Source organism: Pantoea sp. UBA5923, assembly GCF_002431095.1.
Lineage (GTDB): Bacteria > Pseudomonadota > Gammaproteobacteria > Enterobacterales > Enterobacteriaceae > Pantoea > Pantoea piersonii.
Genome location: NZ_DJDN01000052.1, coordinates 12,059 through 39,012 on the forward strand (window position 1 = coordinate 12,059; position 26,954 = coordinate 39,012).

At 53.6% G+C, this 26,954-nt stretch carries 26 protein-coding genes and 1 tRNA gene; 13 read left to right on the top strand and 14 right to left on the bottom strand.

The genetic code is table 11. The features are described from left to right. On the top strand, positions 1–954 hold a 954-nt coding region (locus tag B3797_RS12620; RefSeq protein WP_311791255.1), incomplete at its 5' end, for a D-arabinono-1,4-lactone oxidase. Positions 955–973: 19 nt separating this feature from the next. Further along, on the top strand, positions 974–1,801 hold the full coding sequence (locus tag B3797_RS12625) for a glycosyltransferase family 8 protein (RefSeq protein ID WP_311791256.1): 828 nt from the start codon (positions 974–976) through the stop codon (positions 1,799–1,801). 45 nt (positions 1,802–1,846) lie between these two features. Here the strand turns inward: B3797_RS12625 and B3797_RS12630 are convergent, their stop codons facing one another. Then, a complete protein-coding gene (locus tag B3797_RS12630) occupies positions 1,847–2,968 on the bottom strand; it encodes a Gfo/Idh/MocA family oxidoreductase (RefSeq protein ID WP_311791257.1) in 1,122 nt (373 codons plus the stop codon). Positions 2,969–3,297: 329 nt separating this feature from the next. Between B3797_RS12630 and B3797_RS12635 the strand changes: the two genes are divergently transcribed. Next, positions 3,298–3,373: transfer RNA gene (locus tag B3797_RS12635), tRNA-Asn, on the top strand. Between the two features lie 71 nt (positions 3,374–3,444). On the opposite strand, the gene B3797_RS12640 is transcribed toward B3797_RS12635, so the two are convergent. After that, a complete protein-coding gene (locus tag B3797_RS12640) occupies positions 3,445–4,440 on the bottom strand; it encodes an MFS transporter (protein WP_414693078.1) in 996 nt (331 codons plus the stop codon). 720 nt (positions 4,441–5,160) lie between these two features. Between B3797_RS12640 and B3797_RS12645 the strand changes: the two genes are divergently transcribed. Beyond that, the gene (locus B3797_RS12645; protein ID WP_311782524.1) at positions 5,161–6,030 is read left to right on the top strand and encodes a LysR family transcriptional regulator; all 870 of its coding nucleotides are present in this window, start codon (positions 5,161–5,163) and stop codon (positions 6,028–6,030) included. Positions 6,031–6,063: 33 nt separating this feature from the next. On the opposite strand, the gene B3797_RS12650 is transcribed toward B3797_RS12645, so the two are convergent. The 8 genes from B3797_RS12650 to B3797_RS12685 all read right to left on the bottom strand — a co-directional run bounded on the left by B3797_RS12650 (position 6,064) and on the right by B3797_RS12685 (position 14,276). Next, positions 6,064–6,783: a PHP domain-containing protein gene (locus B3797_RS12650; RefSeq protein WP_311782525.1), complete on the bottom strand. Its 720-nt coding sequence runs from the start codon at positions 6,781–6,783 to the stop codon at positions 6,064–6,066. A gap of 18 nt (positions 6,784–6,801) precedes the next feature. Further along, positions 6,802–7,983 (bottom strand): MFS transporter, encoded by a 1,182-nt coding sequence (locus tag B3797_RS12655; protein WP_311791258.1) that lies wholly within the window; start codon positions 7,981–7,983, stop codon positions 6,802–6,804. 12 nt (positions 7,984–7,995) lie between these two features. Next, on the bottom strand, positions 7,996–9,021 hold the full coding sequence (locus B3797_RS12660) for an aldo/keto reductase (RefSeq protein ID WP_311791259.1): 1,026 nt from the start codon (positions 9,019–9,021) through the stop codon (positions 7,996–7,998). A 31-nt stretch (positions 9,022–9,052) separates the two neighbouring features. Further along, positions 9,053–9,739 carry an HAD family hydrolase gene (locus tag B3797_RS12665; RefSeq protein WP_311791260.1) on the bottom strand — a complete coding sequence of 229 codons (687 nt, stop codon included), beginning with the start codon at positions 9,737–9,739 and terminating at the stop codon, positions 9,053–9,055. A gap of 3 nt (positions 9,740–9,742) precedes the next feature. Beyond that, the gene (locus B3797_RS12670; RefSeq protein WP_311782529.1) at positions 9,743–10,978 is read right to left on the bottom strand and encodes a beta-ketoacyl-[acyl-carrier-protein] synthase family protein; all 1,236 of its coding nucleotides are present in this window, start codon (positions 10,976–10,978) and stop codon (positions 9,743–9,745) included. A 4-nt stretch (positions 10,979–10,982) separates the two neighbouring features. Continuing rightward, complete coding sequence (locus B3797_RS12675) at positions 10,983–11,213, bottom strand: acyl carrier protein (RefSeq protein ID WP_311782530.1); 231 nt, start codon at positions 11,211–11,213, stop codon at positions 10,983–10,985. A 14-nt stretch (positions 11,214–11,227) separates the two neighbouring features. Beyond that, positions 11,228–12,172, bottom strand: a complete 945-nt coding sequence (locus tag B3797_RS12680; protein WP_311791261.1) for an AfsA-related hotdog domain-containing protein — start codon at positions 12,170–12,172, stop codon at positions 11,228–11,230. 1,081 nt (positions 12,173–13,253) lie between these two features. Beyond that, positions 13,254–14,276, bottom strand: a complete 1,023-nt coding sequence (locus B3797_RS12685) for an LLM class flavin-dependent oxidoreductase (RefSeq protein ID WP_311782532.1) — start codon at positions 14,274–14,276, stop codon at positions 13,254–13,256. A 282-nt stretch (positions 14,277–14,558) separates the two neighbouring features. Between B3797_RS12685 and B3797_RS12690 the strand changes: the two genes are divergently transcribed. Beyond that, positions 14,559–15,317 carry a phosphate/phosphite/phosphonate ABC transporter substrate-binding protein gene (locus tag B3797_RS12690; protein WP_311791262.1) on the top strand — a complete coding sequence of 253 codons (759 nt, stop codon included), beginning with the start codon at positions 14,559–14,561 and terminating at the stop codon, positions 15,315–15,317. Between the two features lies 1 nt (position 15,318). On the opposite strand, the gene fusA is transcribed toward B3797_RS12690, so the two are convergent. Next, positions 15,319–17,415 carry an elongation factor G gene (gene fusA, locus B3797_RS12695; RefSeq protein WP_311791263.1) on the bottom strand — a complete coding sequence of 699 codons (2,097 nt, stop codon included), beginning with the start codon at positions 17,413–17,415 and terminating at the stop codon, positions 15,319–15,321. 141 nt (positions 17,416–17,556) lie between these two features. On the opposite strand from fusA, the gene B3797_RS12700 reads away from it, so the two are divergent. Together B3797_RS12700 and B3797_RS12705 are read left to right on the top strand one after the other, a co-directional pair. Next, complete coding sequence (locus B3797_RS12700) at positions 17,557–17,862, top strand: ArsR/SmtB family transcription factor (protein WP_120453395.1); 306 nt, start codon at positions 17,557–17,559, stop codon at positions 17,860–17,862. Between the two features lie 73 nt (positions 17,863–17,935). After that, the gene (locus tag B3797_RS12705) at positions 17,936–18,847 is read left to right on the top strand and encodes a ketopantoate reductase family protein (protein ID WP_311791264.1); all 912 of its coding nucleotides are present in this window, start codon (positions 17,936–17,938) and stop codon (positions 18,845–18,847) included. Here the strand turns inward: B3797_RS12705 and B3797_RS12710 are convergent, their stop codons facing one another. After that, positions 18,848–19,627 carry a YdcF family protein gene (locus B3797_RS12710; RefSeq protein WP_311791265.1) on the bottom strand — a complete coding sequence of 260 codons (780 nt, stop codon included), beginning with the start codon at positions 19,625–19,627 and terminating at the stop codon, positions 18,848–18,850. A 94-nt stretch (positions 19,628–19,721) separates the two neighbouring features. On the opposite strand from B3797_RS12710, the gene B3797_RS12715 reads away from it, so the two are divergent. From B3797_RS12715 to B3797_RS12725, 3 genes are read left to right on the top strand one after another with little or no spacing between them, the layout of a single operon-like run. Then, positions 19,722–20,783, top strand: a complete 1,062-nt coding sequence (locus B3797_RS12715; RefSeq protein WP_311791266.1) for a LacI family DNA-binding transcriptional regulator — start codon at positions 19,722–19,724, stop codon at positions 20,781–20,783. 53 nt (positions 20,784–20,836) lie between these two features. Next, positions 20,837–21,073, top strand: coding sequence for a DUF4160 domain-containing protein (locus B3797_RS12720; RefSeq protein WP_311791267.1), 237 nt, complete (start codon positions 20,837–20,839; stop codon positions 21,071–21,073). Further along, positions 21,054–21,317 (top strand): DUF2442 domain-containing protein, encoded by a 264-nt coding sequence (locus B3797_RS12725; protein ID WP_311782540.1) that lies wholly within the window; start codon positions 21,054–21,056, stop codon positions 21,315–21,317. Before B3797_RS12720 ends, B3797_RS12725 begins: the two co-directional genes overlap by 20 nt. A gap of 144 nt (positions 21,318–21,461) precedes the next feature. Here the strand turns inward: B3797_RS12725 and tmaR are convergent, their stop codons facing one another. Further along, complete coding sequence (gene tmaR, locus B3797_RS12730; protein WP_103796801.1) at positions 21,462–21,782, bottom strand: PTS system regulator TmaR; 321 nt, start codon at positions 21,780–21,782, stop codon at positions 21,462–21,464. A gap of 161 nt (positions 21,783–21,943) precedes the next feature. After that, a complete protein-coding gene (locus tag B3797_RS12735) occupies positions 21,944–23,002 on the bottom strand; it encodes an FUSC family protein (protein WP_311782541.1) in 1,059 nt (352 codons plus the stop codon). A gap of 208 nt (positions 23,003–23,210) precedes the next feature. Here B3797_RS12735 and B3797_RS12740 point away from each other — a divergent pair, with 208 nt between their 5' ends. From B3797_RS12740 to B3797_RS12750, 3 genes are read left to right on the top strand one after another with little or no spacing between them, the layout of a single operon-like run. Continuing rightward, positions 23,211–23,963, top strand: coding sequence for a gluconate 2-dehydrogenase subunit 3 family protein (locus B3797_RS12740; RefSeq protein ID WP_311782542.1), 753 nt, complete (start codon positions 23,211–23,213; stop codon positions 23,961–23,963). Beyond that, a complete protein-coding gene (locus tag B3797_RS12745; RefSeq protein WP_311791268.1) occupies positions 23,960–25,723 on the top strand; it encodes a GMC family oxidoreductase in 1,764 nt (587 codons plus the stop codon). The genes B3797_RS12740 and B3797_RS12745 overlap by 4 nt, the downstream gene beginning before the upstream one ends. Then, positions 25,720–26,937: a cytochrome c gene (locus tag B3797_RS12750; RefSeq protein ID WP_311782544.1), complete on the top strand. Its 1,218-nt coding sequence runs from the start codon at positions 25,720–25,722 to the stop codon at positions 26,935–26,937. Before B3797_RS12745 ends, B3797_RS12750 begins: the two co-directional genes overlap by 4 nt. Positions 26,938–26,954: the final 17 nt, after the last annotated feature.

The following is a 26,954-nucleotide window of genomic DNA, read 5'->3' on the forward strand; positions in this document are numbered from 1 at the left end:
CAAAGCTCGCTGGCGGACGAAGCGCTGCGCATTCGCATGGTGCTGGCCGACGGTTCAGTACGCGAGTTTACGCGCGGCGAGCCTGACTTCCCCGCCGCGCAGGTCACCCTTGGCGCGCTTGGCATTGTCACTGCCGTGACGCTGCGCACCCAGCCCTTCCGCATCTACACCTGTTATAAAAACGCCGTAACGGCGGACAACCTTGAGCAGGATCTGCTGCGCTGGAACGAAGAGTATGCGCTGAGCAAGGCATGGTGGTTTGTCGATGACAATCTGATGCACGTCTGGAACGCCCGCGAAGCAGACGCGCAGGAAACCGCAGAGTGGCAAGCGAACGGCCGCGAAGTGGTGAAGCACGACGATCAAGGCGATGACAGCCTGAACAGCACCATCGACCAGACGCTGGAGCAGATGCATCGCGATACGCAGATTCACGGCAAAGGCGGCAAACAGTTCCGCACCGTCACTCGCTTCCGCGACTTTACCGACGTCACCGGCGATATCTACCAGCTCTTCTGCCGTGGCATCGCGGTGCCGCAGATCAACGTAGAGATCGGCATTCCGCTGGCGCGTACACCTGCCGCGATCGGCAAAATCAAACGCTGGTACGCCGCTAACCGCCCCCATATGCACTATCCGATTATTCTGCGCTGCACCGGCGCGTCCGAAGCCTGGCTCAGCCCCGCTTACGGCGAGCCAACCTGCTTCTTTGGTTTTGTGGTCTATTACGCCGATGACGGTTCGCTGTCGCAGGACGGCCTGCACTTTCTCACCGAAGTGGAAAAGCTGCTGGCGGAGGAAGGCGGCCGGCCGCACTGGGGCAAATATTACGACGCCGGGCGCTACGTCTGGCGCGAAGTTTATCCGCACTGGGACGATTTCCGCGCGCTGAGCCGCGAACTGGATCCGCAACGCCGCTTCAGCAACCGCTATCTGACCGCGCTTTTTGACTGACTTTTACAGGGAGAGAACCATGTATGCATGGGTAACGCTGCTGACGCAGCCCGATTATCTGGTGGGCGTAAAGGCGCTGCACCGTTCACTGAAGCAGAGCAACACGCGCTGGCCGCTGGTGGTGATGGCTACCGAGGCGATCCCACAGGCGGATCGCGCCGCGCTTCAGGCGGAAGGCTGTGTGGTGCAGCAGGTCGATCCGATCTATCCCAACCGCGAGCTGGAACAGCACTACGCGTCAGCGCAGTTCGGCGAAGTATGGACCAAGCTGCGCGCCTGGCAGCTGACCGCTTATGAGCGCGTAGTGTTCCTTGATGCTGATATGCTGGTGCTGCGCAATATGGACGAGCTGTTCACGCTCGATCTTGGCGACAATCAGCTGGCGGCCTGCCACGCCTGTCGCTGCAACCCTAATCAGATCGCCTCCTATCCCGCCAGCTGGCAGCCGGAAAACTGTCACTACACCTGGCAGGATCGCAACCAGCCCGCGCCCGCGTCGCTGGATAACTACCTGAACGGCGGCTTTCTGGTGCTGAAGCCGGACAATGCCGTCTATGAGCAGCTGGCGGGTCGTATTGCGGCGATCGAGGATCTGAAGGCCTACCCGTTCTCCGAACAGGATCTGCTAAACGAGGCGTTCGCTGGCCGCTGGCAGCCGCTTCCCTATATCTACAACGCGCTGAAAACGCTGCCGTTTCAGCACAGCCGGATGTGGAATGAACGCGAGGTGAAGAACCTGCACTATATTCTGGCGAAGCCGTGGAAGCGCGATTTGCAGCAGCCGGAGAGCGAGCGCGACCGCTACTATGCGCTGGATAAGCTCTGGTGGGAGAAAGCCACGGGTTAAGGAAAAGCCTGGCGCGCGGCCTGCCAGACCGCGCGCTTTGATTCGCTATACTTTTTGCCAGCGCCGCTCGACGGCCGACACCGCAATCGCCTCCAGCACCTTCTGCACCTGCAAACCTTCGGCAAAGTCGGGCCACAGGCGATCGCCCGCCGCTACACCGTTGATTAAATCCCGAATCTCTACCGTTTTCTGATCGTTAAAACCGATGCCGTGTCCTGCCGAGACGCAGAAGCTGGCATAGTCGGGATGCGCCGGGCCGGTCAGAATGGTTTTAAAACCCTGTCGCCCCGCCGGTTCGTCATGCAGATAGAGCGCCAGCTCTGCCATACGCTCCTGGCTGTAGCGCAGCGTGCCCCGGGTGCCGGTAACCACATAGGTCAGCCCCATTTTGCTGCCGCAGGCGATACGCGACGTTTCAATCACGCCGTGTGCGCCGTTGCGAAAGCGCAGCAGCGCGCTGGCCTGATCTTCATTCTCTACCGGCAGCAGACGGCTGGGATCTTTTGCATCGGGACGGGTTTTAATCACCGTCATCATGTCGCCGCTGACCTCTTCAATCTCACCCACCAGATAGTGCGCCATATTGACGATATGCGCCGCCAGATCGCCCAGCGCGCCGAGGCCCGCCAGCGCCTTCTGACAGTGCCAGTCGAGCGGCGTCTCCGGCTTCGCCAGATAATCTTCGTTGTGGGTGCCGTAGAAGTGCACCACCTCGCCGATTTCGCCGCGTGAGATAATCTCTTTTGCCAGCTGGCTGGTCGGGTTCTTCATATAGTTGAAGCCCACCAGCGTTTTTACCCCCGCCGCCCTGGCGGCGTTAACCATCTCTTCCGCATCTGCCACCGACAGCGACAGCGGCTTTTCTGAATAGACATGTTTGCCGTGGCGAATCGCCTCCAGCGCCATCTCTTTATGCAGAAAATTAGGGGCGCAGATATCCACGACGTCAATGGCGGGATCGCGCACCAGTTCACGCCAGTCGCCGGTTGAGCGGGCGAAACCAAAGGCGGCGGCCTGCTTTTCCGCCAGCGCCGGATTAACCTCCGCCAGCATTTCCCGCACGATTTCGCCTTTAAGCGCAAAGACCGTCGGCGCCTGCGCATAGGCGATTGCGTGACAGCGTCCGATATAGCCGCTGCCGATCATGCCGATCCTGACTCTGTTCATCGACTGCCCTCTGGTTTCATAATGAGATTTTTGCGGAATATACGTTCCGAAAAATGCGCAGGCAAACGGCAGAGATAAGAAGTGTGAGCCGCTTTGAGATCTTTATCTTACGGAAGAAAAGCGGCGATAAAGAGGAGATAGCCAGCCGCGCAGTGTTAAGCATTTTTTTCATTAAGGCTTTTAAAGAAAAATAATTTTCATCTGACGCACGCCTTTTCTGCCGGTGGCGGCGCAGCCCCTGGCGTTTATTTCAGCAGTTGAACAATTTTGTGAAAAAGGGCTTTGACATGACCGATGCAGGTCGATAATATGCGCCCCGTTCAAACGATTCCTCTGTAGTTCAGTCGGTAGAACGGCGGACTGTTAATCCGTATGTCACTGGTTCGAGTCCAGTCAGAGGAGCCATATTTAGAGAAGCCCGCTCAGGGAAACCTGAGCGGGCTTTTTGCATTCCTCGCCTCAGCAGCCGACAGCGGCTATTCAGCCAGCTTAAGTCTTCTGATCGCCGGCACCAGGCTGGCCGCAAGCGTCGCTGCCAGCACCGCGGCGGCGCAGCTCAACAGTACCGCCTGATTGCCGAACTGCATCGCCAGCGGCCCGGCGGCCAGCTCTCCCAGCGGAATGGTAATAAAGGAGCCCATCGCGTCATAGGCATAGACACGCGCCAGCCTGTCGCGCGGGATATGGGTTTGCAGCGCCTGCGCCCAGATCACGCCGAACTGACCAAACCCGGTGCCGGCCAGGCAAAACGCGCCCATCAGCCAGCCGGAAGAAGCGCCGCCTGCCAGCAGCAGAATGGGAAAGACGCAGAGCGCCACCAGCATCACGCCGGTGAACATTGCGCGCCGCGGCCGCCAGCGCAGCGCGATACCGGAGCCGATAATCAGCCCGACGCTCTGCGCCGCAATCATCATGCCCCAGCGGGCGCGACCAAAAGCGCTGTCGGCGATAACCGGGCCGAGCACCATTACCATGCCGGTAAAGGCGGCGTTGACCACGGCGAACTGCGCTACCACCGCCCAGACCCAGCTTCGGGAGATAAACTCCCGCCAGCCGTCGCGTAAATCCTGCCAGAGCGTGGTTTGCGTTCCGGACGGCTGCGCCTCGGTGCGAACGGAGAAATAGAGCGGCGCGGCGAGCGCGAAGCCCAGCGCATCGGCCGCCAGTCCCCAGCCAGCGCCCAGGGTACTGGTGAGGAGGCCGCCCAGCGACGCGCCGATAATGGTGCCAGCATAGACGCCCGACTGAATAAAGGCGTTCGCCTGGCGCAGCTTCTGCGTCGGTACGGTTTGCGGCACCAGCGCCGATGAGGCGGGCAGCGCAACACCTGCTGCCGCGCCGTTCACGGCGCTCAGCATCGCTAAACCAGCAAGGGTCGCTGAGCCGTTCAGCACCAGCCAGGCGACGCCGCTCTGGGAAAGCGCGGCAGATAGCCATAAGAATATAAGCCCACTGTTAAAACCATCTGTCACGCCAGACTACCTGAAATAATAAACAGGGCTACCCTTGTGGCATCATTATTACCTCAAATGTTAAAATGCACATTCCAAAAAAAGCAGGCTCTAATAATCCGGAGGATTTTTGCCGTTAATATTTCGGGAATTGCTTCTTCGATATACGGAATTTTATATAAATGACATTGGCTAAAAGAGTAATTTAAATGTTGAGAAAACACTAACTCAGCCGGGAAAATCCAGATAAGACAGTGCATGCTCACTCTTTTTTTACCTTTCTCAAAAAAGCTCCTTTTACTTTACATAATACCCCTATACCCAGTGACACTTCTTCTGTAACCAACATTGACATATCCTGTCAATTCTCGTTATGTTGTTACCATTTCAGTTGTTGCACTATAGGAAAGTTAAATTCACTCATGCAAAAACAATCTATAATAAAATAATGATGAAAGATGTGACTATCTTAATAAAGAAAAAATTGTCACCCTTAAATTATTTCATTGTAATAAAATCCATTATTCCATGCATTTTAGAAGTTTCTTTACATATCTGCCATTATTCCGGAATTCGTAGCAACTATTTATCTCGCGATAAAACGATAGTAGACATGCAAAACCCCATCAATCCGAGCCAGATATTGACAAAAAGGGCCATAGCCTACATATCTGCTATTGCATGTTTTTTTATAAATCGCTATGTTAGAAGACCGCGAACTGACACTAAGGAGCAGAGGATTTGGATAATAAGCTATTGAAATCATTCATTGTTCTTGCAAAAAGTAAAAGCTATCGCGAAGCCGCAGAAAAACTCTTCATTACACAGCCAGCATTAACAAAACAAATAAACCTCCTTGAGCAGGAACTAGATTTATCTCTCTTTGAACGTGATAACCATGGGGCAAAACTGAGCACAGAAGGAGAAATGCTATATCGTAATGCCCTCAGACTGGACGAACAAATTAATCATTTTTTATGTGTCGCGAAAAAGATTCGTACAGGGAAAACAGGTAATCTTAACATTGGATATACTTCATCCTTTCTTAATATCTTCCCTGATATTGTCAGTGCTTTTAAACGTCAATATCCTAATATTAATATTAAACTTATTGAGATGTGTTCTTTACAGCAGGAACAGGAATTACTCAAAGGGCGTCTTGACTTAGGCTTTATGCGAAAACCAGAAAAGGATTTGCTTTCTTTTATACCGCTTGGGAATGACTATCTATGCGCTGTAACACATTCAGGCGTCAGAACCAAGAGAGTAAATATTGATGAATTATTTGATGCAAATAATCTTATTTTAATGAATGAAGCAAGCAATCCAGAACTTTACCATATAGTCAGCGACTACCTCAAGGAACAAAATTTCATTGGTAAACCTGCCCAATACCTGACAAACGTATATGGTGTACTGGCTCTGGTTGGTTCAGGGATGGGTATCGCTGTTCTTTCATATAGTATTATCTCGTTTTTAAAATCAGACTTTAAATGTCAGGCATTATCCGGCCCTCAGAGCGAGTGGTTATTGGGCCTTGCATGGAATAAAAAAATTGAGCTATCCCTGCGTACGGAATTCATCAACAGTATGACCGGAAAAACACAGTGATAATAGATAACCCCGCGTGGGAAAATCAATAACTTACAAGCGAAACGTTTCTTTTATATCAAGAAAAGATAGCGTCAGTGCAAGTGATGAATTAATGATCTTTTCTGCCGGAACCTGCTGTTCTTCAAGCATATTAATTGCATGGGCAAGATCACCGGTCCGGGTACAGAAATGTGAATCTGAACCGACAGAAATATATCCTCCGGCATTCATCACTTCCTCTATTACTTTACGGCAATTCGGCGAACTTCCTTTGCGTGCTATGATGGAACCGCTGTTTACCTCGAGCGCGACATTATTCCTGGCTGCAACAATGGCAATTTCCTGGTAATCAATCGGAAACTGCGGATTACCGGGATGAACAATAATTTTCACCTTCGGGTGGTTTATCACTTTTATCAAGCACTCTGTATTCTTTACAATATTTGAACACGGAGAATAAACCGGGGCATGGAATCCAGCCATAACATAATCTAGCTTATCAGCCATAATTTCATCACAGTCAATACTGCCATCTTCAAAAATATTGGCCTCTATGCCTTTTAGAATACGTAATCCATCAATGTGATTAGGAATTGCATTCATGTTGAGGAAATGCCAGCGGTGAGGGGAATCTTCAAGGGCCGGGCCATGATCAGTGATACCCAGCGCCAGCATATTTTTACGTTTTGCTTCCATTATATGTTCATATACGGAACTATACGCATGTGCGCTTGCATGGGTATGGATATGCAAATCGATCAATAAATTCATATTGAAATACCTTTGAGCTTATTCCTGAAAAAAACCCTTTGCATTACTTCCCCAGACTAAGAAAAAGCAAAATAACAACAAACCCGTTAAGACTAAAGGAAGTGAGAGAACGCCGGACCATGTTAGTAATATACCTCCGGCAAGCCCACCTCCGGCAATTGCCATATTCCATACGGTCACCATAAGAGATTGAGCTATATCAGAAGCCTTACCTGCTGTGCGCGCAGAGGCCGTCTGAAATAACGTTGCCCCGCCTCCAAATCCCAGCCCCCACAAAAAAGATGCACTCATCACGGAATAAGTGTTTTTATAAAAAAAAGATAAAATTATGGAGGACAAAATAAATAAAAATAGTCCACTCATGATAAGAAACCTAAGATGTCTGTCAATAAACACCCCTGTAATAACGATGCTGGTAACTGCCATTACCCCAAATATCAGAAGAAATGTACTGATATGACGAATACCAAGTGACTCTGTCAGGTACGGCGATATATATGTATACATCATGTTGTGACCAAGTGAAAAAATGAATGTCGCCACTAATATGGTTTTAACACCCGGTATAGATAACACTTTTCCGATAGAAAAACGCTCAGAATAGCTTGTACCTTTTTGTTCAGGTAATGTCATCATCCCAGCCACAAACAATAGCCCGGCAAGCAGCGTCATTGCATAAAATATAGTACGCCAACCGTAAATACCCCCGAGGAACGTTCCTGCCGGAACCCCCAGGGAAAGCGCCAGCGGAACGCCCAACATAACAATAGTTATAGCCCGTCCCTGTCGGGACGGCTTTACCATTCTGCCCGCATACCCAGCAGCCAGCGCCCATAAGAGACCTGCGAAAATTCCGGCTATAAACCGCGCGAACAATGTGATAACAAAAGAATCAACCGCAGCAGTTATGCCATTTGATACGGCAAATCCCCCCAGTGTAATTAAGAGTAGATTTTTCCTTGACCAGTGTTGTGTTGCCAGCGTTAACGGAGCAGCTGAGCACAGAGAACCAACTGCATAGAGTGTCACCCACTGGCCCGCTTCGGAAGCGCTGACGTGAAATGACTGCTCCAGAGAATGGAGAAATCCAGCAGGGAGTGCCTCAGTCAATATGGAAAGAAAAAGCGCTGCGCCGATAATACCAAGCTGAAATACAGGCATTCCCACTTTAGCCTTAGTCATATCTGTAAAATCCTCCATAATTTGACCTGTTTATTTAATCATTCCGTAAGCTTTCATGAACTCTTCGGGATAACGCATGCCTGCGATTTCATGCCCTGAGAGGATTTCAGATATCATGGAAGTCTGTTGTGTCGTTAACGCTATGTTTGCAGCCCGAATATTTTCATCCAGGTATTGTGGGGTCCTGGTTCCGGGAATAGGGATAATTTCGGCGTCATTATTCATGATCCATGCCAATGCAAGTTGCGCAGGGGTCATTCCGTTAGCTGTGGCGAAGGCCCTTAATTTATCAACTATCCTATTGTTTGTTTTAAGGTTACTCCCCATAAAACGTGGGAGATAGCGACGCGAATCATTCTGCGCGAGCGTACCTATATCCTGTAGCTTCCCACCAAGTAATCCCCTGCCCACAGGACTGTAGGCCACAACCGAAATACCGAGTTCATTGCAGGTATCAAGGACGCCATTAAATTCAATGTCGCGGGACATCAGAGAATATTCTGTCTGAACCGCACTTAGACCAAACGCTCCACCGGACAACTCCTGTAGTTGTCCGTGTGCAAATCGGATTGTTTCAGCGCTGACCTCTGACAGGCCAATTGCGTTAATTCTGCCATCTGATCTTAACTGGTACATCGCACGCATCGATTCTCGGAGTGAGGCAGGTTTCTGAATCACTCGATGCAAGTAATATAGATCAATACTTCTTCCCAGCCTTTCGAAACTTTGTTCGAAAGAGCGAAGAATGTAATCACGGCTATTATTGACTTCACGATGAAGGGGATTATAAACATCCCGAACTATACCGCATTTGGTCGCCACAATGACCTCATCGGCTGCATAATTTTGCAGAACCTTTCCGAGTATTTTTTCATTATGCCCGTAACCATAAATATCGGCAGTATCAAGGAAATTAATCCCTTTCTCAATGACGCTGTGAAGGATTTTCATGGCATCTTTTTCCGACGTTGGGCCGTAAAACTCTGATAGCCCCATGCAACCATAACCTTCTGCCGTTACGGTCAGTGCTGAATGTCCAAGAGTGATCTTTCTCATAATACATTATATCCTTTATTATACCCATTTATTACCAGTGATTATTTGACACTATTTCCTTGTCTATACTAATCAACATATCGCTAGTAAACTCCCTTACAGACGGGATTATGTATCTCACACCAGTTTCCAGCATTTGTTCTTTCTGATAAGTAGTTACTGGCGTGCCAATAAACGCGGTTTTATAAAATTTTGCGACCTCAGCCATTCGGTTAATATCGTCAATGAAAAGGACTTCATCGAAGTTTAGCTTAAAAATATCTCGGGTTATCTCCATGACACCCGGCCTTATAGAGTTGGTATCAATATAAGGCTTGTCATTATCAAAGTACCTTCTAAGTGAGGAAAGGTATTTGTCAAAAATATACTCTTTTGTCCGCCCACCATATGAAGTTACTCTAACATTAAACTCCTGCAATATTTTCAGGAAATCTTCAGCCCCAGGAGTAATTTCGATAGGATGTGCTTTAATGTATTTCATATGATGATTAAAGAAAGCATCAATGGTTTTTTGTGCTGACCAGGGTAATTTGCAGGCCAGAGACATATTGTAGCCACCGGCAATATGAGGAGAACCCCAGACCAGCCGTTCAAGCTCTGGGGTATAAACACCACCATGTAGCTCAACAAATGATTTAATTGCAGGGCTATAAGTATCGTTTAAAAGTACACCATCAACGTCAACAGCAACAAGCTTTATTTTATTTAGTATATTCATTGTTCAGCCCATATTGTTTGAAGAAATTATAAGTGCGCCATTATGACCACCAAAGCCCATTGACAATTTTAAGGCATGCCGGATTTTAAGTTTACGAGGTTTACCATAAACAACATTAAGTTTAATTTCTGGATCTAGAGATATGAGGTTTGCGGTTGGCGGAATAAGACCGTGTTTAACAGAAAGTATAGTTAATACTGTTTCTACGGCCCCGGCTGCTGCTAATGTATGCCCTATAGCACCTTTTAATGATGTTACAAATGCATGCTGCCCAATTTCTTTTTCAATGACTTTCCCCTCCGTGACATCGTTAAGACGTGTCGAAGTACCGTGAGCATTAACATACTGGATATCCTTTCCTTCTAATCCAGCTTTCTCCATCGCCTGCTGAATAGCGGCAGATAATCCTCGCCCCTGAGGTTCAGGGGTTGTAACATGATATGCATCTGTTGACGTTCCGGCACCACTAATAAATGCCAGTATTTCTTGCCCCCTTGAAATAGCATGTTCTTCGGTTTCAAGAACAACAAACCCAGCCCCTTCAGCAATAACAAATCCGTCCCGGTCCTGGTCAAATGGCCTGCTGGCATGCTTTATATCAGGATTTTTGGACAGCGCTCCCAGACGATTCATTCCACTAGCAATTAGTGGAACAATCGGTGCTTCGGTAGCCCCAGCAATCACCACATCACATCGTCCCTCTTTAAGCCACTGGCAGGCCGTATCAATGGCAGTTATGCCGGAAGCGCATGCTGTGCTCACCAGTAAACTTGGACCGGTAGCATGACAGTCAATCGCAATCTGACCTGCGGCCATGTTTATCATTGCGCCAGGGATTGTAGATGGAGATACCATCCGATTACCCTCTGATTCGAGGACCTGTTGTTCAGCAAGGAAACGCTCAATTCCCGCCAGTGAATTTCCAACCACGACGCCAACACGTCTGCCGTTCCATTTTTCTGGATCTAACCCCGCTTCAGCCACTGCTTCCCGGTAGGCAACGAGTGCGAACTGGATAAATCTGTCTATACGCCTCGCAAGGCTACGTCCCAGCGCTTTATCAGGGTCAAAATCAACGATGCTGCATGCGTAATCATTTTCAAGCCCTTTAAGCTGTTTGCATTTACGTGCGGAAGACTTTCCACTGAGAACAAAATCCCAGCTTGAGGAAACATTGAGTCCGGCCGGGCATACTAAGCCCGTTCCGGTAACCGCGATGCGTTTATCATTTTCTGGCATAACGTTAAGCCTTATTCTGAATGTATTCAGAAATATCTTTCATTGTAAAAGTTGGTAGAATATCCCCATCCGGAATTTTAATGCCAAACTCTCTTTCCAGATCGAGCTGGATTTCAATCGTTATAATAGAATCAACACCAAGTGTTTCGAGATCCTTATTAGCCATAATATCAATTTCGTTGAGTCCAAAATTTTCAACAAGAATTTTTATAACTTTATCCGTTATCGTTGTCATAAGAATCAGCCTCTCTAGATATCAACCATTTGGAATGAATATGCCATTTCAGCAATACTCACACCTCCTTGTTTCAACAAAACATTAAAAATGGTTTTATTTTTTTGATTACATCCTATTTTCTCTGAGATGATTTGAACCTCTTTGTTAAACTCAGCATAGGAAAAGAACCTACTTTTCATTGCAGTTAATATCGGTGTTTTATTTGAGCTAAATCTGGAAATAAATAGCTGACAATTCTGTTTCCCAGCCTCCATTAAAACCATTGCAGGATAATGATCCTGAGCATGGTCAAAATAAGCCGTATTGTTCATATTAACTGTAAGCGTAGAGGTTACCTTATTACTTTCAAATTTTGGAAATTTAACAACAACGTTATCATAACACCTGCGATATACATATTCCGGCAATACATTCACAGCTTGCTCAAAAACGAAAGGCTCTATCTTTATAGTCTGGTTATTTCCTTTACTCCGCATCTTATAATATGCCTCAGCAGACATATATTTTACTAGCATATGAACAACTGCCATATAGTTATCATTTAGAAATGCATTAGCCTTGTATTCTTGCGAAATAAGTTTATGTCTTACGCGGCGTGAATTATCTGTAATTACATTAAAGGCAATGTTTTTCCCTTGCAAGTTAACAGTTGGTATAAAATCCTCTAAAAATTCGCATGACCATTCAGCTAAAATAAACTTAGTGTCAAACGGTTGATGCTCGTATCTATGTACTATATAAGTTTCAGCCTGTCTTGCGCACTCAAGTAAAAACATAAGATCGGTTATTGGTTTAACATGATCACAGAAATAATGATGCTCTGGCAAAAATGCCATAGCTCTGTATTCAGAATCAAAACAAACACAACCAGATAAAAAGCTCTCATTTTTATGAATTTTGTGGGTAAAAGGGAATTCGCCCATTAAATTTCTTTTTACTTTTTCGCCTAATTCCATACCGTTGCGCTCTTAATACCAGACTAAACTCATCCTAAACTTATAAAGTTTAATTGGTGAAATGAATATTTTCTATAGCGTGATAACCAACCGGTATCACAGTCTTTTATTAGTTCCTTGTTAAAAAATAAAAAAATGATCGGTCTTTTAAATTAATTCGCACAGAGCTCAAACCGAAAATTAACAAACCCAAAAATCAGGTAATTTTCATCATACATAGAGTGGGAAAAGAGTGAGGTTGTTCTTACTTTGGAGTGAGTCTTGAAAGAATTGTTAAGATAAAAATACGCTAATGGTTCACAGATAAGAAATTTAACTTTGCGAGAAACGCTAATTTTCAGGCAGTCCACGCCCTTATGAACATCCTGCCAAAGCACATTAAAACACAGGGATAGCTAAACAAATATCGGCGCCTGACGTGCGAAAAGTTGTCATCCATAGTAGAGGTGAATAGGAGCTTGCCCCGCATACTTAAAAGCCAGGTCATATTTTATGCCCAGCGTACGATCTCACCAAACAGTCACGCCCAGTACTTCTAAAGCAGTATTCCCATTTTTTCAGCCTGAGAGGAAAAACAGGCTAAACGCGCATTTTACAGGGATTGGTCACATGTAGCGGGGATGGTGCGCCGCTTTTAACTTTGAGGGTAATGACCCAGAGTTAAACGGAGTACTTACCCCATGAGTTATGTAGTGATGACGTCCAGCCTGAACGTAATAGCGCATGCTGTTACCAATAGGTTCATGGGCTTCATTGATGGGCTCCTCACAGGGATATTGGGTCTGACGTCCATTTGTTATGACTATAGCCAGTGCTCATGTCAGCATAAAAATGGCTGAAAACGGTTTAGCCGCGTCGGGAGTACATACTATTCACCCAATTCAGTCACCCGTCGATATGAGTTGAATGAATGGAGCGCGCGCTGCACAGATGATTCCCGATCAGGAGGCAGGTCTAGTTGCCGCGGAAAGATTATCTTGAGCCGAACCGATAAGAGCGCCTGACAACGCCAGCGGGAGGGAAAAGCGCTTAAGAATAACAATTTATAATAAAAAAGGCGGCCGCAGCCGCCCTCTCATACTTAGCGCCAGCCCAGCTCCGGGGCGACATATTTCAGAATCGCTTCGATAACGTGCGCGTTGTACGCCACGCCAAGCTGGTTCGGCACCGTCAGCAGCAGCGTGTCCGCTTCGGCGATGGCCTCATCCTGCGCCAGCTGCTTAATCAGCGCTTCCGGCTCCGCCGCGTAGCTGCGGCCGAAAATGGCGCGCGTCTTCTCATCGAGGAAACCGACAGAGTCCTGCTCCTGGCCGCTGCGGCCAAAGTAGGCGCGGTCCATATCGTTAACCAGCGCGAAGATGCTGCGGCTGACCGATACGCGCGGCTCACGCGTATGCCCCGCCGCTTTCCAGGCTTCGCGGTAGGCGCGGATCTGTTTCGCCTGCTGTACGTGGAACGGCTCGCCGGTCTCGTCATCTTTCAGCGTGGAGCTTTGCAGGTTCATGCCCATTTTTGCTGCCCACTCCGCCGTCGCGTTGGAGCCGGAACCCCACCAGATGCGCTCGCGCAGTCCTTCAGAAAAAGGCTCCAGGCGCAGCAGGCCCGGCGGGTTCGGGAACATCGGCTGCGGGTTGGGCTTGGCGAAACCTTCGCCGCGCAGCACCTCTAAAAATGCTTCAGTATGACGGCGGCCCATATCGGCATCGGTTTCGCCCTCTTGCGGCGCATAGCCAAAGTAGCGGTAGCCTTCTACCACCTGCTCCGGCGAGCCGCGGCTGATGCCGAGCTGAAGGCGCCCGTTAGCGATCAGGTCCGCCGCGCCTGCATCCTCCGCCATATAGAGCGGGTTTTCGTAGCGCATATCGATAACGCCAGTGCCAATCTCGATTTTACTGGTACGCGCGCCGACCGCGGCCAGCAGCGGAAACGGCGAGCTGAGCTGACGGGCAAAGTGGTGCACGCGGAAGTAAGCGCCGTCTGCGCCCAGCTCTTCAGCGGCGACCGCAAGGTCGATAGACTGCAACAGCACATCCTGCGCGGAGCGGGTGGCGGATTGTGAAGAGGGAGTCCAGTGACCGAAGGATAAGAAGCCAATCTTTTTCATAATTCAGTTCCTTTCGCGGGCAAACTTCGCCGCTGCGTGAGAGATAAGATTCGATGACCAAAGGTTACGACAGCCGCGTCTGTACTGATAGCCAATAGTTTTCAACCGTATCATCAACTTTTTTGACATAAGCTAATTCCTGATAAGCCTTCTCTTTTTCGTCATTCTGGCGCAGGGTTTATCTGCTGCGGCTTGCGCGCCGGATCAGACCGAAAGGGTCAAACGTTTTTCACCCAGGCCAGCAAACTCTCACGCTCTCTGGCAGACAACAGGAGTGACGGCATGAAACGGCTTTCGTTACCGATGTACGACATTCATCATCCCGACACGCGGGCATTGACCGGCATTCTGGCGCAGCGCCTGCGGGCAGAGGTTGAGTGGCCTGCGGATCTGCTGGCGCACTGGCGCGCTGACGACCTGCTGCTGAGTCAGACCTGCGGCTATCCGCTGGTGACGATGCTGCCTGACGTGCAGCTGGTCGGCGCGTTTCAGCTCAGCGCGCCGGGGTGTGACGGTGCACGCTACCGTAGCTGGCTGGTTGCGCGTCAGGAGGATGAGGATTGCGCGTTAGCGGATTTTCGCGGCCGTCGGGCGGTGGCGAACAGCGTCGATTCCCACTCCGGCTATAACGCGCTGCGCTATCTTATTGCGCCGCTGGCGCAGGCGGGCCGCTTTTTCAGCTCCACGCTGTTGAGCGGCAGCCACCGCCAGTCGCTGGCGGATCTGCGCGCGGGCAAAGCGGATATTGCGGCGATCGATTGCCTTAGCTGGGCGCTGTTGCGACGCCATGCCCCGCACGAGCTGGCGTCGCTGGCGATTATCGGCGAAACGCCGCTCTGCCCCGCCCCGCCGCTGATCGCCTCGGCGCAGATCGATGCCCAGACGCTGGCGACGCTGCGCCGCGTACTTACACAACTTGTAGAGGAAAAGGCGGCGCGCGCCAGCTTTATCAGTGGGTTCACTGTGCCAGAACGCGCCGCCTATAACGAAATAAAACGCTGGGAGGAGCAGGCCGCCGCGCATGGCGTGACCTGCCTGTAACTCAGTGACGCGCCGCGACCACCGCGTCGGCCAGCTGACGCGGCGCCTGGGCGTAGTGGGCGAACTCCATGCTGTAGGTGGCGCGGCCCTGCGTCAGCGAGCGCAGCGAGGTGGAGTAGCCGAACATCTCCGCCAGCGGCACTTCAGCGCGAATAATACGCCCGCCGAAGTGCTCATCCATGCCCTGCACATGTCCGCGACGCGACGAGAGGTCGCCCATAATGCCGCCCGCATACTCTTCCGGCGTCTCTACCTCGACTTTCATGACCGGCTCCAGCAGCACCGGATCGGCCTGCTTCGCCGCCGCGCGAAAGCCCAGAATCGCCGCCATGCGAAATGCCATCTCCGAGGAGTCGACGTCGTGGTAGGAGCCGAAGGTGAGGATCGCCTTCACATCCACTATCGGGTAACCGGCAATCACGCCGCTGTTCAGCGCCTCGCGGATACCTTTTTCCACCGACGGAATATATTCGCGCGGCACCACGCCGCCTTTGGTAGCGTCTTCAAAAACAAAGCCACCGCCCGGCTCCAGCGGCTCAATCGTCAGCACCACATGGCCATACTGCCCTTTACCGCCGGACTGACGCACAAATTTGCCCTCTACCTCGCGCGCCGCTTTGCGCAAGGTTTCACGGTAGGTTACCTGCGGACGGCCGATATTCGCTTCGACGCCAAATTCACGTTTCAGACGGTCCACAATAATCTCCAGGTGCAGCTCGCCCATACCGGAAATAATCGCCTGTCCAGACTCCTCATCGGTATGCAGCCGAAACGAGGGATCTTCCGCCGCCAGCCGCTGCAGCGCCAGGCTCATCTTCTCCTGATCGCCTTTGGTTTTCGGCTCGATTGAGAGCGAGATCACCGGCTCCGGAAACTCCATGCGCTCCAGCGTGATGATGGCGTCAGGGTCACACAGCGTTTCGCCGGTCGTCACCTCTTTCAGTCCGACGCAGGCGGCGATATCCCCGGCGCGGATCTCTTCAATTTCATGACGCGCGTTGGCATGCATCTGGACGATGCGTCCGATACGCTCTTTTTTGCCCTTCACCGCATTCCAGACGCTGTCGCCTTTGCGCAGCACGCCGGAATAGACGCGCACAAAAGTGAGCTGTCCGACAAAGGGATCGCTCATCAGCTTGAACGCCAGCGCAGAAAAAGGCTCATCGTCGCCTGGATGCCGCTCCGCCTCGTTGCCTTTTTCATCTGTGCCCTTGATCGCGGGAATATCCGCCGGCGAGGGCATCAGCTCGACCACCGCATCCAGCATGCGCTGTACGCCTTTGTTCTTGAACGCGCTGCCGCACAGCATCGGCTGTATTTCGTTGCGCAGCGTGCGCTGGCGCAGACCGGCGATAATCTGGTCATGCTCCAGATCGCCGCTTTCCAGCCAGGCCTCCATCAGCTCATCGCTCGCCTCGGCCGCCGCAGACACCATTTTTTCGCGCCACAGGGCCGCCTCTTCGCGCAGGCCGTCCGGGATCGGCGCATAGCTGAAGCTCATGCCCTGCGAGGCGTCGTCCCAGTAGATCGCCTGCATTTTCAGCAGATCGACCACGCCGCTGAAGTGCTCTTCCGCGCCGATGGGGATGACGATCGGCACCGGGTTGGCGCTGAGGCGATCTTTCATCATCTGCACCACGCGAAAGAAATCCGCGCCCTGCCGATCCATTTTGTTGACGAACGCCAGGCGCGGTACGTGATATTTATTGGCCTGCCGCCACACCGTTTCCGACTGCGGCTGCACGCCGCCAACGGCGTCATAGACCATCACCGCGCCGTCCAGCACGCGCATCGAACGCTCGACTTCAATGGTAAAGTCAACGTGGCCGGGCGTGTCGATAATATTGATGCGATGCGGCGAGAAACTGCCGTCCATGCCGGGCCAGAAACAGCTGACCGCCGCCGAAGTAATGGTGATGCCGCGCTCCTGCTCCTGCGCCATCCAGTCGGTCGTTGCGGCGCCATCGTGCACTTCACCCAGCTTGTGGCTCATTCCGGTATAAAACAGAATGCGCTCGGTCGTGGTGGTTTTACCGGCATCGATATGCGCGGAGATGCCGATGTTGCGGTAACGCTCAACGGGAAGTGTTCGGGGCATGATGCGTCCTTAATCTGTTGACTCGTGGTGCGGCGCGCACGATTGCGCGTCGTCGCAGATCAGCTTACGCTCACTGTACGACTAAATACGAACAGCTTGAGCTATAATTGCACAACTCATAGAGCGTAGAACAGGAAGACCATGCTGGAAAATCATCCGCAGCCGCACGAAATTAAACTGGAAAATGTGCTGTTTGCGCTGGGCAATCCTATACGACTGGCGGTTTTTCAGGCGCTGGCGCAGCACGGCGAACAGAGCTGCAACGCGCTGCGCGGCGAAATTGCCAAATCGACCATGACCCATCACTGGCGCGTATTGCGCGACAGCGGCGTCATCTGGCAGCGGCCCGTCGGACGGGAGAATCTTATTTCGCTGCGCCGCGACTGTCTGGACCGGCGCTTTCCCGGCCTGCTCCCCGCCCTGCTGGCGGCGATAGCGCGCAGCTGATCTACGCGACGCTGGCAACCGCAGCCGTCAGGTTTTAAGGTAGGAAGCTCAACAGCAAAGGAAAAAATCGATCATGCGCATTCTTATCGTGGGCGCCGGGGCCACCGGCGGATATTTTGGCGCGCGTCTGGCGCAGGCGGGGCGTGATGTTACTTTCCTGGTGCGCGAGCGACGCTTCAGGCAGCTAAAGGAGAACGGGCTGGTGCTGAGAACGCCCCAGGGCGTTGAGAAACTCCAGCCGCAGCTGGCGCAGGCGGGATCGCTGAGCGGCACGTACGACCTGATTATCCTTACGGTGAAAAGCTTTGGCCTGGCGCAGGCGATAGAGGACATTACGCCCGTCGTCGGCGAGCAAACGCTGATCATGCCGATCCTCAACGGGATGCGCCATATCGACAGGCTGCGTGAACGCTTCGGTGATAAAGCGATCGGCGGGCTGGTGAAGATTAACGCCACGCTGGGCGAACAGGGCGAAGTGGTGCAGATGACGCCGCTGCATCAGATCTATTACGGCGCGCTCGACGGCCATAACGATGCGCGGCTACAGCGCGTCGATGAGGCGCTGCGCGCGGCCAGTGTCGATACCTTTTTTACCGACAATATTATCAGCGAACTGTGGGAGAAGTGGCTGCTGCTGAGCACGCTCGGCGCGGTTTGCTGCCTGGCGCGCGGCGATACGCAGCAGGTGCTTACCGCCGACGGCGGCGAAGCGCTACTGCGCGGCATTTTTAGCGAGGTGCTGGCGACCATTACCGCCGACGGCTACCAGCCGCGCCCGGCGGTGACAGCAAAAATCCTCGAGCTGCTGAGTAACCCCGCCACGCCGATGACCTCTTCGATGTACCGCGATTTAACGCAGGGATACGATATTGAAGCGGAACAGGTGATCGGCGATCTGGTTGAGCGCGCGGCGCGCCACGGCGTCAGCGTCCCGCTGCTTAACGCGGTGAATGTAAATTTACAGGTCTATCTGAAAAGCCGTTGATCAACGCTTCGCCGTCAACCGCGCCTGCACAGCGGGCAGCTGTACCAGGCGATGCCAGGCATTATCCACCGCGTCGGGCATCGCCACTTCGCCGAAGAATCCGGCACCGCGCGGGCCGTAGCCTTTTTCATCGTTGCGCAGGCGCTGCACCTCGCCCATCAGCAGTTGCACAAAGCGCTCCATCGACCATAACCCCTGCGGCGGCGCGCCGGTGATGCGCGCCATGCCGGAATCGAGCGTCACGACCGGCGTAAATACCGGCCAGTTGATAAAAAGCGGCGCGTTGTCGCGCTCGCGCCACTGCCAGCGAAAGGTGGCGTCAGCGCGGCGCTGCAGCAGCGGATCCTGAATCAGCACCACGCGCTGCGGCCACAGTTGCCGCGCGTCTAGCAGGCGCTGGCTAAAGGCGGCATTCTCGCCGGAGTTGCGCGATTCGCCCTCCAGCAGCAGCTTATCCTCGTCGATTCCGCCAAACTGGCGGGCAATCTCCGCCAGCATCTGTGCCTCGCTTTTGCCGCGCGTCTCGATATCGCGATAAAAAGGATGCAGCGCCATCGCCTGCGCCAGCGCGCCGGTGGCGTGGCCGATGCCGCCGCTGAGCAGCAGAGGAAGCCCGAACCTCTTTGCCAGCGCTATGGCACCTTCGATATTCGGCAGCACCGCGTGCCCGGCCAGTATTGCCATATCGGCTTCAATGTCGCCTTCGACAGGCATATCGTCCAGCGCCAGCCATGCGGCGATAAGATTGAGATCCTGAATAGCCTGATGACTGAGCTGCATCTCTCCTCCGGTTCGGGTTGTTCACAGACGCGACGAAACGCCTGCACGATGAAAATTTTGCTACACTGGCCGCCTCTGTCCTGTGGAGAAATCAATGACTTCCCGCGCTATCACTCTTGATGACGTCGCTCGCCTTGCTGGCGTCTCCTACCAGACCGTCTCCCGCGTGCTGAACCATTCGCCGCAGGTGTCGCCACGCACCCGGGCGAAAGTAGAAGCGGCCATGCAGCAGCTCAACTATGTGCCAAACCGCGTGGCGCAGCAACTGGCGGGCAAGGCGACGCGCACGCTTGGTCTTGCCACCAGCGATCTGGCGCTGATGGCACCGGCGCAGATCGCCTCAGCGATACAGCAGCGCGCCAGCCGCGCCGGTTATCATCTGGTGATCGCCATGCGCAGCCACAACAGCGCCGCCGACACCGTTAATGAGCTGCTGGCGCAGCGCGTGGATGCGCTGATGATCAATCTGCCGCTGGTTGCCGCAGAGGCGGAACAGATTCAGACGCTGTGCGGCGATAAGTCGGTTATTTTTATGGATGTCGAACCGCAGGCGAAGGTGGCGCAGTGTCAGTACTCTAACGCGCGCGGCGCGCGGGCTGCCGTTGAGCATCTGGTCGCGCTGGGACATCACCAGATTGGCCTGCTGAACGGTCCACAGCAGGCGATCTCGGCGCAAATCCGGGAAGCGGCATGGCGCGAGGCGCTGGCGGCGCACCAGCTGACGCCCTTTTGCATCTTGCAGGGCGACTGGAGCGCGCAGTCCGGCTATCAGGCCATGCTGCAACAGCTGCCGGATCGCCTGCCGCAGGCGCTGCTGGTGGCGAACGATCAGATGGCGCTTGGCGCGATGCGCGCGCTGCACCAACACGGCGTCGCGATCCCAGAGCAGATCTCCGTTATCGGCTATGACGATACCGCCGAAAGCGCCTGGTATCAGCCGCCGCTGACCACGGTGCGTCAGGATCTGCATGCGCTGGGCGAAGCATGTGTCGAGACGCTGCTGGCGCAGATTCAGGATGAAGCGCCGCCGCAAAGGCCGCTGGAGCCGTCGCTGGTGCTGCGCGAAACCACCGCCGCGCCGCGCGGCGCATCGCCCGATCTCGCTGCGCTGGCGCAACAGCTGCAGCGGATAGCGCGTCAGTTGCAAAACCGCTAAGGACATGATTAAACATGTCGGTTGCATTCACAACGTTTGTCAGGGAGATAAACATGCCGACCGTACTCAGAATTGGCGCATATCGCTTCTACTTCTACAGTCATGAACCAAACGAACCCGCGCACATCCATATTGATAAGGAGAGTGCAACGGCTAAAATATGGTTGCATGACATGAGTGTGGCGCGCAGTGTGGGTTTTGCTTCGCATGAGCTGCGTGAACTACAGCGTCTGGTTAAAGAGAATCAACAACACCTCCAGGAGGCCTGGGATGCTTACTTTACAAAGTGAGAACGATATACGCGTCATGAAGGTTTATATTGATGATGACCGTCTGACCGTCGATCTGATGGATGGGCGCAGCATCTCTGTCCCTGTCGCCTGGTACCCTCGTCTTGCTGCCGGTACGCCTGAACAGCGTCAAAAATGGGAGCTATGCGGCGCGGGTTACGGTATTCACTGGCCTGAGCTGGATGAAGACCTGAGCACTGAGGGGCTGTTGCGTGGCGCAAAAGGAATAATGCTCAGCCATTGAGGTTATTTTGGACTATATCATTACAGACTTAATGTAGTGCCACTGGACGAGCCGTAGCAAAAAAAACCGCAGACTTAAAAAAGCTGCGGTTTTTTACGTTACGAAATCACCTTACGAAGCTCCGCTTCGTATTTAAGCGGACCGTTACTGCGCTTTCGGCTCGCCCATCGCTTTCAGTTTTTTCGACAGGTCGCGACGCTCTTTCGACAGATCGGCGTTTTTGATGATGTATTCATCCACGCGGTCTTCGTAGTCGGAACGCATTGACGCGATGATTTCCTGAATCGCTTCAATGCTCATGCCCGGCTTAATATACTCGCTCAGGTTGTCCAGCAGCAGTACGCGCTTCTGGTTATCACGGATTTTCTTTTCATTATCCGTAATTTCACGCTGCAGTTTGTTTTTACGACGGAACATACGCACAAACTCCAGTACGTCCTGAAATGATTGCTTGGCATTTTCCATGGTGGCACCTTTTTTTGGGCCTGCTTACGCAGGGGGTAGAGTCATAACCTTCAGCTTAGCGGTTCGCCAGCCGGGGCGACAATTGTCGCCGCTAAAATCGGACTGGCGCTTATCTTAGCGCAAAGAATGCGCCTTTCACATTAAGTCATTGTCCAAGGTGATTATTTGCGCAGCGCCAGACGGAGGAGATCGGTCATGCGCTCCAGCTGTTTCGCCAGCTCCAGGCTCAGCCAGACATAGCCATAGATTGGCGTCTCTTCCAGCCGTTCGCTGCCTGCATCGGCAATAAGCTGCTTCAGCTCGCGGGTAATTTCCGTCAGCTCGTGGCTGTTAGCCACCACCTCGTCTGTCTCGCCGCGCAGCGCCAGCACCGACAGCGCGCGCAGCGTCTTTTCGGTCATCTGCTGGGTGCGCCGTAGCGTCGCCGCGTTGAGCAAAATCAGATGCGTTTCGCGCGAGGCCCACCAGGCTTCGATCTGCATCTCGACCGTATTCACCATATTGCGGTTAATGGTCTGAATCGCCTCAAACACCGATTTCGGTATACGCGTCTCTTTACTGGCCGGTACCAGCAGCGCGCGCATTTTCACCACGCTGGTCAGCAGCTTGCCCAGCGGCTTTTTGAGACGCGGCTTCTCAATCAGGTTCGGCGAAAAACCGGCGTGATAAATTTTTGCGATCTCCGCCAGCGAGTCTGACAGCTGAATACGCCAGTGGGTATAGGCGCGCTGCGCCCAGATGGCGCTGAACAGCAGCGCCAGCAGCGAGCCGAGGATCACGTCGCCGCCGCGCCACAGCGCGACGGTAAAATCGCCCGCTGGCGCGCCCACTACCACGCTGAGCGTAATGCCAATCAGCAGCGCCATATAGGGATGTTTCCCTAACGTCAGGTAGCCGCACACCATCATCACGATACCGCACCACGCGAGCATGACCGGCAACGACATCAGCTCCAGCTTGAGCGCGATCAGGCCTGAAATCGACCCGGCGAAGGTGCCGCAGATGCGCTGAATGGCGCGCGGAAAAACGTTGCCCCAGGTCGAAATCGGCCCCATCACCACCACCAGCGTAATCAGCGGCCAGGTGCCTTCCGGAATACCGGTGAGCCGCACCAGCAAAAAGGTAAGTAAAAAGGCGATAGCAATGCGTACACCATGCACGCTGCGGTAGTGGCGGTAGAGCCAGAACTCGATATTCGATATGGGCTTATCTGGGCGCAAGATGGCTTTCCGGGTGAGGATCATAAAGTGCGTTATTTTATCCCATGACGTTGCTAAGGCTTACTGCCGCTTCTACATTTCAATACAGTTTTGACGCCTTCTTACAATTCTCAACACAGCCTTTACAAGCACACAAAACCATAAAAACAACCAGATAACCACTTACTTCGATTTTCGTTTATTTGATAACACGACTAAAGGAAGCGACATGAAGAAAAGAGCCAAAACTCTGCCGGGGGTGACGCGACGGCAGGTGTTAACCTGGTCTACGTTAGGCGTAGCCGCCACCGTCACGCGGGCGGCCGATGCCGTCTCTCTTAAAGGTTCGCCGGGCTGGACGCCCTTCTCCGATAATCCCCCTGAAACCTTCGATCAGCCCGGCTGGCTCTTTTTCACGCAGGAAGAAGCCGAAACCGTTGAAGCTATCGTTGACCGCCTGATCCCCGCCGACGAACTGAGCGTGGGCGGTAAAGAGGCGGGCTGCGCGCAGTTTATCGATCGTCAGCTGCATGGTTTTTACGGCACTTTTGAACGCCTTTATATGGAAGGTCCGTTCCAGAAAGGCACTACCGAGCAGGGCGATCAGTCTGCGCTGGTGCCGCAACAGCGCTACCGCCAGGGCCTCGCCGCGCTTAACCGCTACGTCCAGCAGACCTCTAAAAAAAGTTTTAAAGAGCTGACGCCGCAGCAGCAGGACGCGCTGCTGGAAGCGATGGAAGCGGGCAAAGTGCACTTTGAAGGCTTTGAGGCGCAGTCGCTGTTTCTTGAGGTGCTGAACAACACCATGGAGGGCTTTTTCGCCGATCCCATCTATGGCGGCAACCGCGATATGGCGTCGTGGAAAATGCTGGGTTTCCCTGGCGCGCGCTACGACTATCGCCCCTACATCGAACGTCATAACGAAGATCTGCATCTCGAGCCCATCAGCATCGGCCAGTGGAAAGCCAAGGATAAGCTATGAAAAAACTACCCAAAACGGACGTCGTGGTGATCGGCCTCGGCTGGGCGGGATCGATTATCGCCAATGAGCTGGCCGATGAGGGGCTGGAGGTCATCGGCATCGAGCGTGGCCCGTGGCGCGACACCGCGCGCGATTTTAATATCGGCACCGTCACCGATGAGCTGCGCTATGTTATGCGCGAAGAGCTGATGCTGCGCACGCGACAGAACACCTGCACCATGCGCAATAATCCTTCCCAGACCGCGCTGCCAATGCGCACCTGGGGATCGTTTCACCCCGGCAACGGCACCGGCGGCGCGGGCAACCACTGGGCGGGAATTACCTTTCGCTTCCAGCCGCATGAATTTCAGCTGAAAAGCTATCTCACCGAGCGTTACGGCGCAGACGCGATGCCCGGCGAGCTGGCTTTACAGGACTGGGGCACCACCTGGGAAGAGATGGAGCCGCACTATATGCAGTTCGAGCGCGTCGCGGGCACCTCCGGCTACGCGGGCAACCTCAACGGCGAGAAGCGCGAAGGCGGCAACCCGTTTGAAGGCCCGCGCAGCGGCGAATATCCGACGCCACCGCTGCGCCAGCCTTACGGCCCGACGCTGTTCGCCCAGGCGGCGAAAAACATGGGCTATAAGCCCTTCCCCGTCCCCTCTTCTCTGGTCTCCGAGGCCTATACCAATCCCTACGGCGTTACCATGGGGCCTTGTACTTTCTGCGGCTTCTGCACTAACTACGGCTGCGCCAACTACTCTAAAGCCAGCGCCATCACCACTGTGCTGCCCGCGCTGATGCGCAAAGAGAATTTTACGGCCTATACCAACTGCGAAGTGCTGGAAGTTCTGACCGACTCCAGCGGCAAAAAAGCTACCGGCGTAACCTATATCGACTCCTCCGGTGATACCTGGGAGCAGCCTGCCGATCTGGTGATCGTCGCTGCCTTTACTTTTGAGAACGTCCGGCTGATGCTGCTTTCCAAAATCGGCGAAGCCTACGATCCGGTCACCAACAAGGGTACCACCGGCCGTAACTACGCCTACCAGACCGCCAACAACGTGACGCTGTTTTTTGATGACAAGAACTTTAACCCCTTTATCGGCGCGGGCGCGGTCGGTATGGGCATCGATGAGTTCAACAACGATAACTTCGACCACAGCGGATTAGGCTTTTTCGGCGGCGGCAGTATCCGCGTCACGCCGATCGGCTCCGCGCCTATCGGTTATCGCCCGCTGCCGCCCGGCACACCGAAGTGGGGATCAAAATGGAAGCGCGCGCTGAAAGATAACTACCTCAGCACCATGTCTATCGGCTGCGAGGCGAGCAGCTACACCACGCGCACTAACTACCTTTCGCTCGATCCTAACTACAAAGATCCACATGGCCGTCCGCTGCTGCGCATTACCTTCGACTTTTCGCAGAACGATCTGAAAATGGCGCAATACTGCACCGGCAAGGTGGCGGAAATCGCCAAATCGATGAATCCGCGCGAGATGATCGTCAAGCCGATGACCGGCCACTGGAGCAGCGTGCCCTATCAGTCCTCTCACGTTGTCGGCGGCTTTATTATGGGCGCCGATCCCAGCACCAGCTCGGTCAACAAGCATTTGCAGGTCTGGAACGTGCCGAACCTGTTTGTGGTGGGCGCATCCGCCTTTCCGCAAAATCCTGGCTATAACCCGACCGGCACCGTGGGCGCGCTGGCGTTCAAGGCGGCGCACGCTATCCGCACCTGGTATCTGAAACGTCCGGGGGAGATGATTACCGCATGAAAACGCTGAATGCACTCTCCGCCGCCGCGCTGCTGCTTGCCGCCAGCTTCAGCAGCCAGGCGCAGCCGGAATATGACCAGTATGCGCGCGGCAGCTATATCGCCACGCTTGGCGACTGTACCGCCTGCCATACCACCGATGCGAAACAGCCCTATGCGGGCGGCGTCAAGATTAATACGCCTTTCGGCGTGCTGGCTGGCGCGAATATCACGCCGGATCGTGAGACCGGCATCGGCACCTGGAGCTATGACGATTTCCGTCGCGCCATGACGGACGGGATCGGCCACGGCGGCAAGCGGCTCTATGGCGCAATGCCCTTTACTGCCTATACCAAAATGTCCGAGCAGGACCTGCAGGATCTCTGGGCATGGATCCAGACGCTGCAGCCGATCCATCATGAAGTAGAGACCAATCAGCTCCCCTTCCCGTTCAATATCCGCACCAGCCTTATTGCCTGGAACTGGCTTAACTTCGACAAAGGGACTTTTGAGCCCGATCCGAAAAAGTCGGCGGAGTGGAATCGCGGTGCCTATCTGGTTCAGGGCCTCGGCCACTGCGGCACCTGTCACACCTCGAAAAACTTTCTTGGCGGCGACAAGAGCGATCGCTTTATCAGCGGCGGCGCGGTGGAGGGCTGGTATGCGCCTAACCTTGGCGCGGATGCGCATACCGGGCTGGGCAAATGGACGCAGGAGGATATCGTCAGCTATCTGCGTACCGGCGTGAACCGCTACGCCATCGCCTCTGGACCGATGGCCGACGCAGTACGTCACTCTACCCAGTACTGGCGCGACGAGGATCTGCGCGCGGTAGCGACCTTCCTGAAAGAGGGTAAAACCCACGATGAGAAGGTGCCGCAGCCGCTGGCCGCCAGCGACGATCGTATGAAGCTCGGCGCGCAGATTTATGAAGCGAAGTGCTCAGCCTGTCACAGCCCAGGCGGACGCGGCGAAAGGAACATTTTCCCGCAGCTCGCCTCTAACCCGCTGATCAACCAGCCGGACGCTACCTCGCTGATCCGCGTGGTAAGCGCAGGCAGCCGCGGCGTAGATACCGACGCGCGGCCGACCGCGCCCGCTATGCCGGCCTTTGCAGGCGTGCTGGATGACGAGCAGATCGCCGCCGTACTGACCTATGTGCGTAACAGCTGGGGCAACGCCGCCGAGCCGGTGTCGGCCAGCGACGTCAAGGATGTGAAGGACGATCTGAAGTAAGCGCAGCAGGCGGCAAG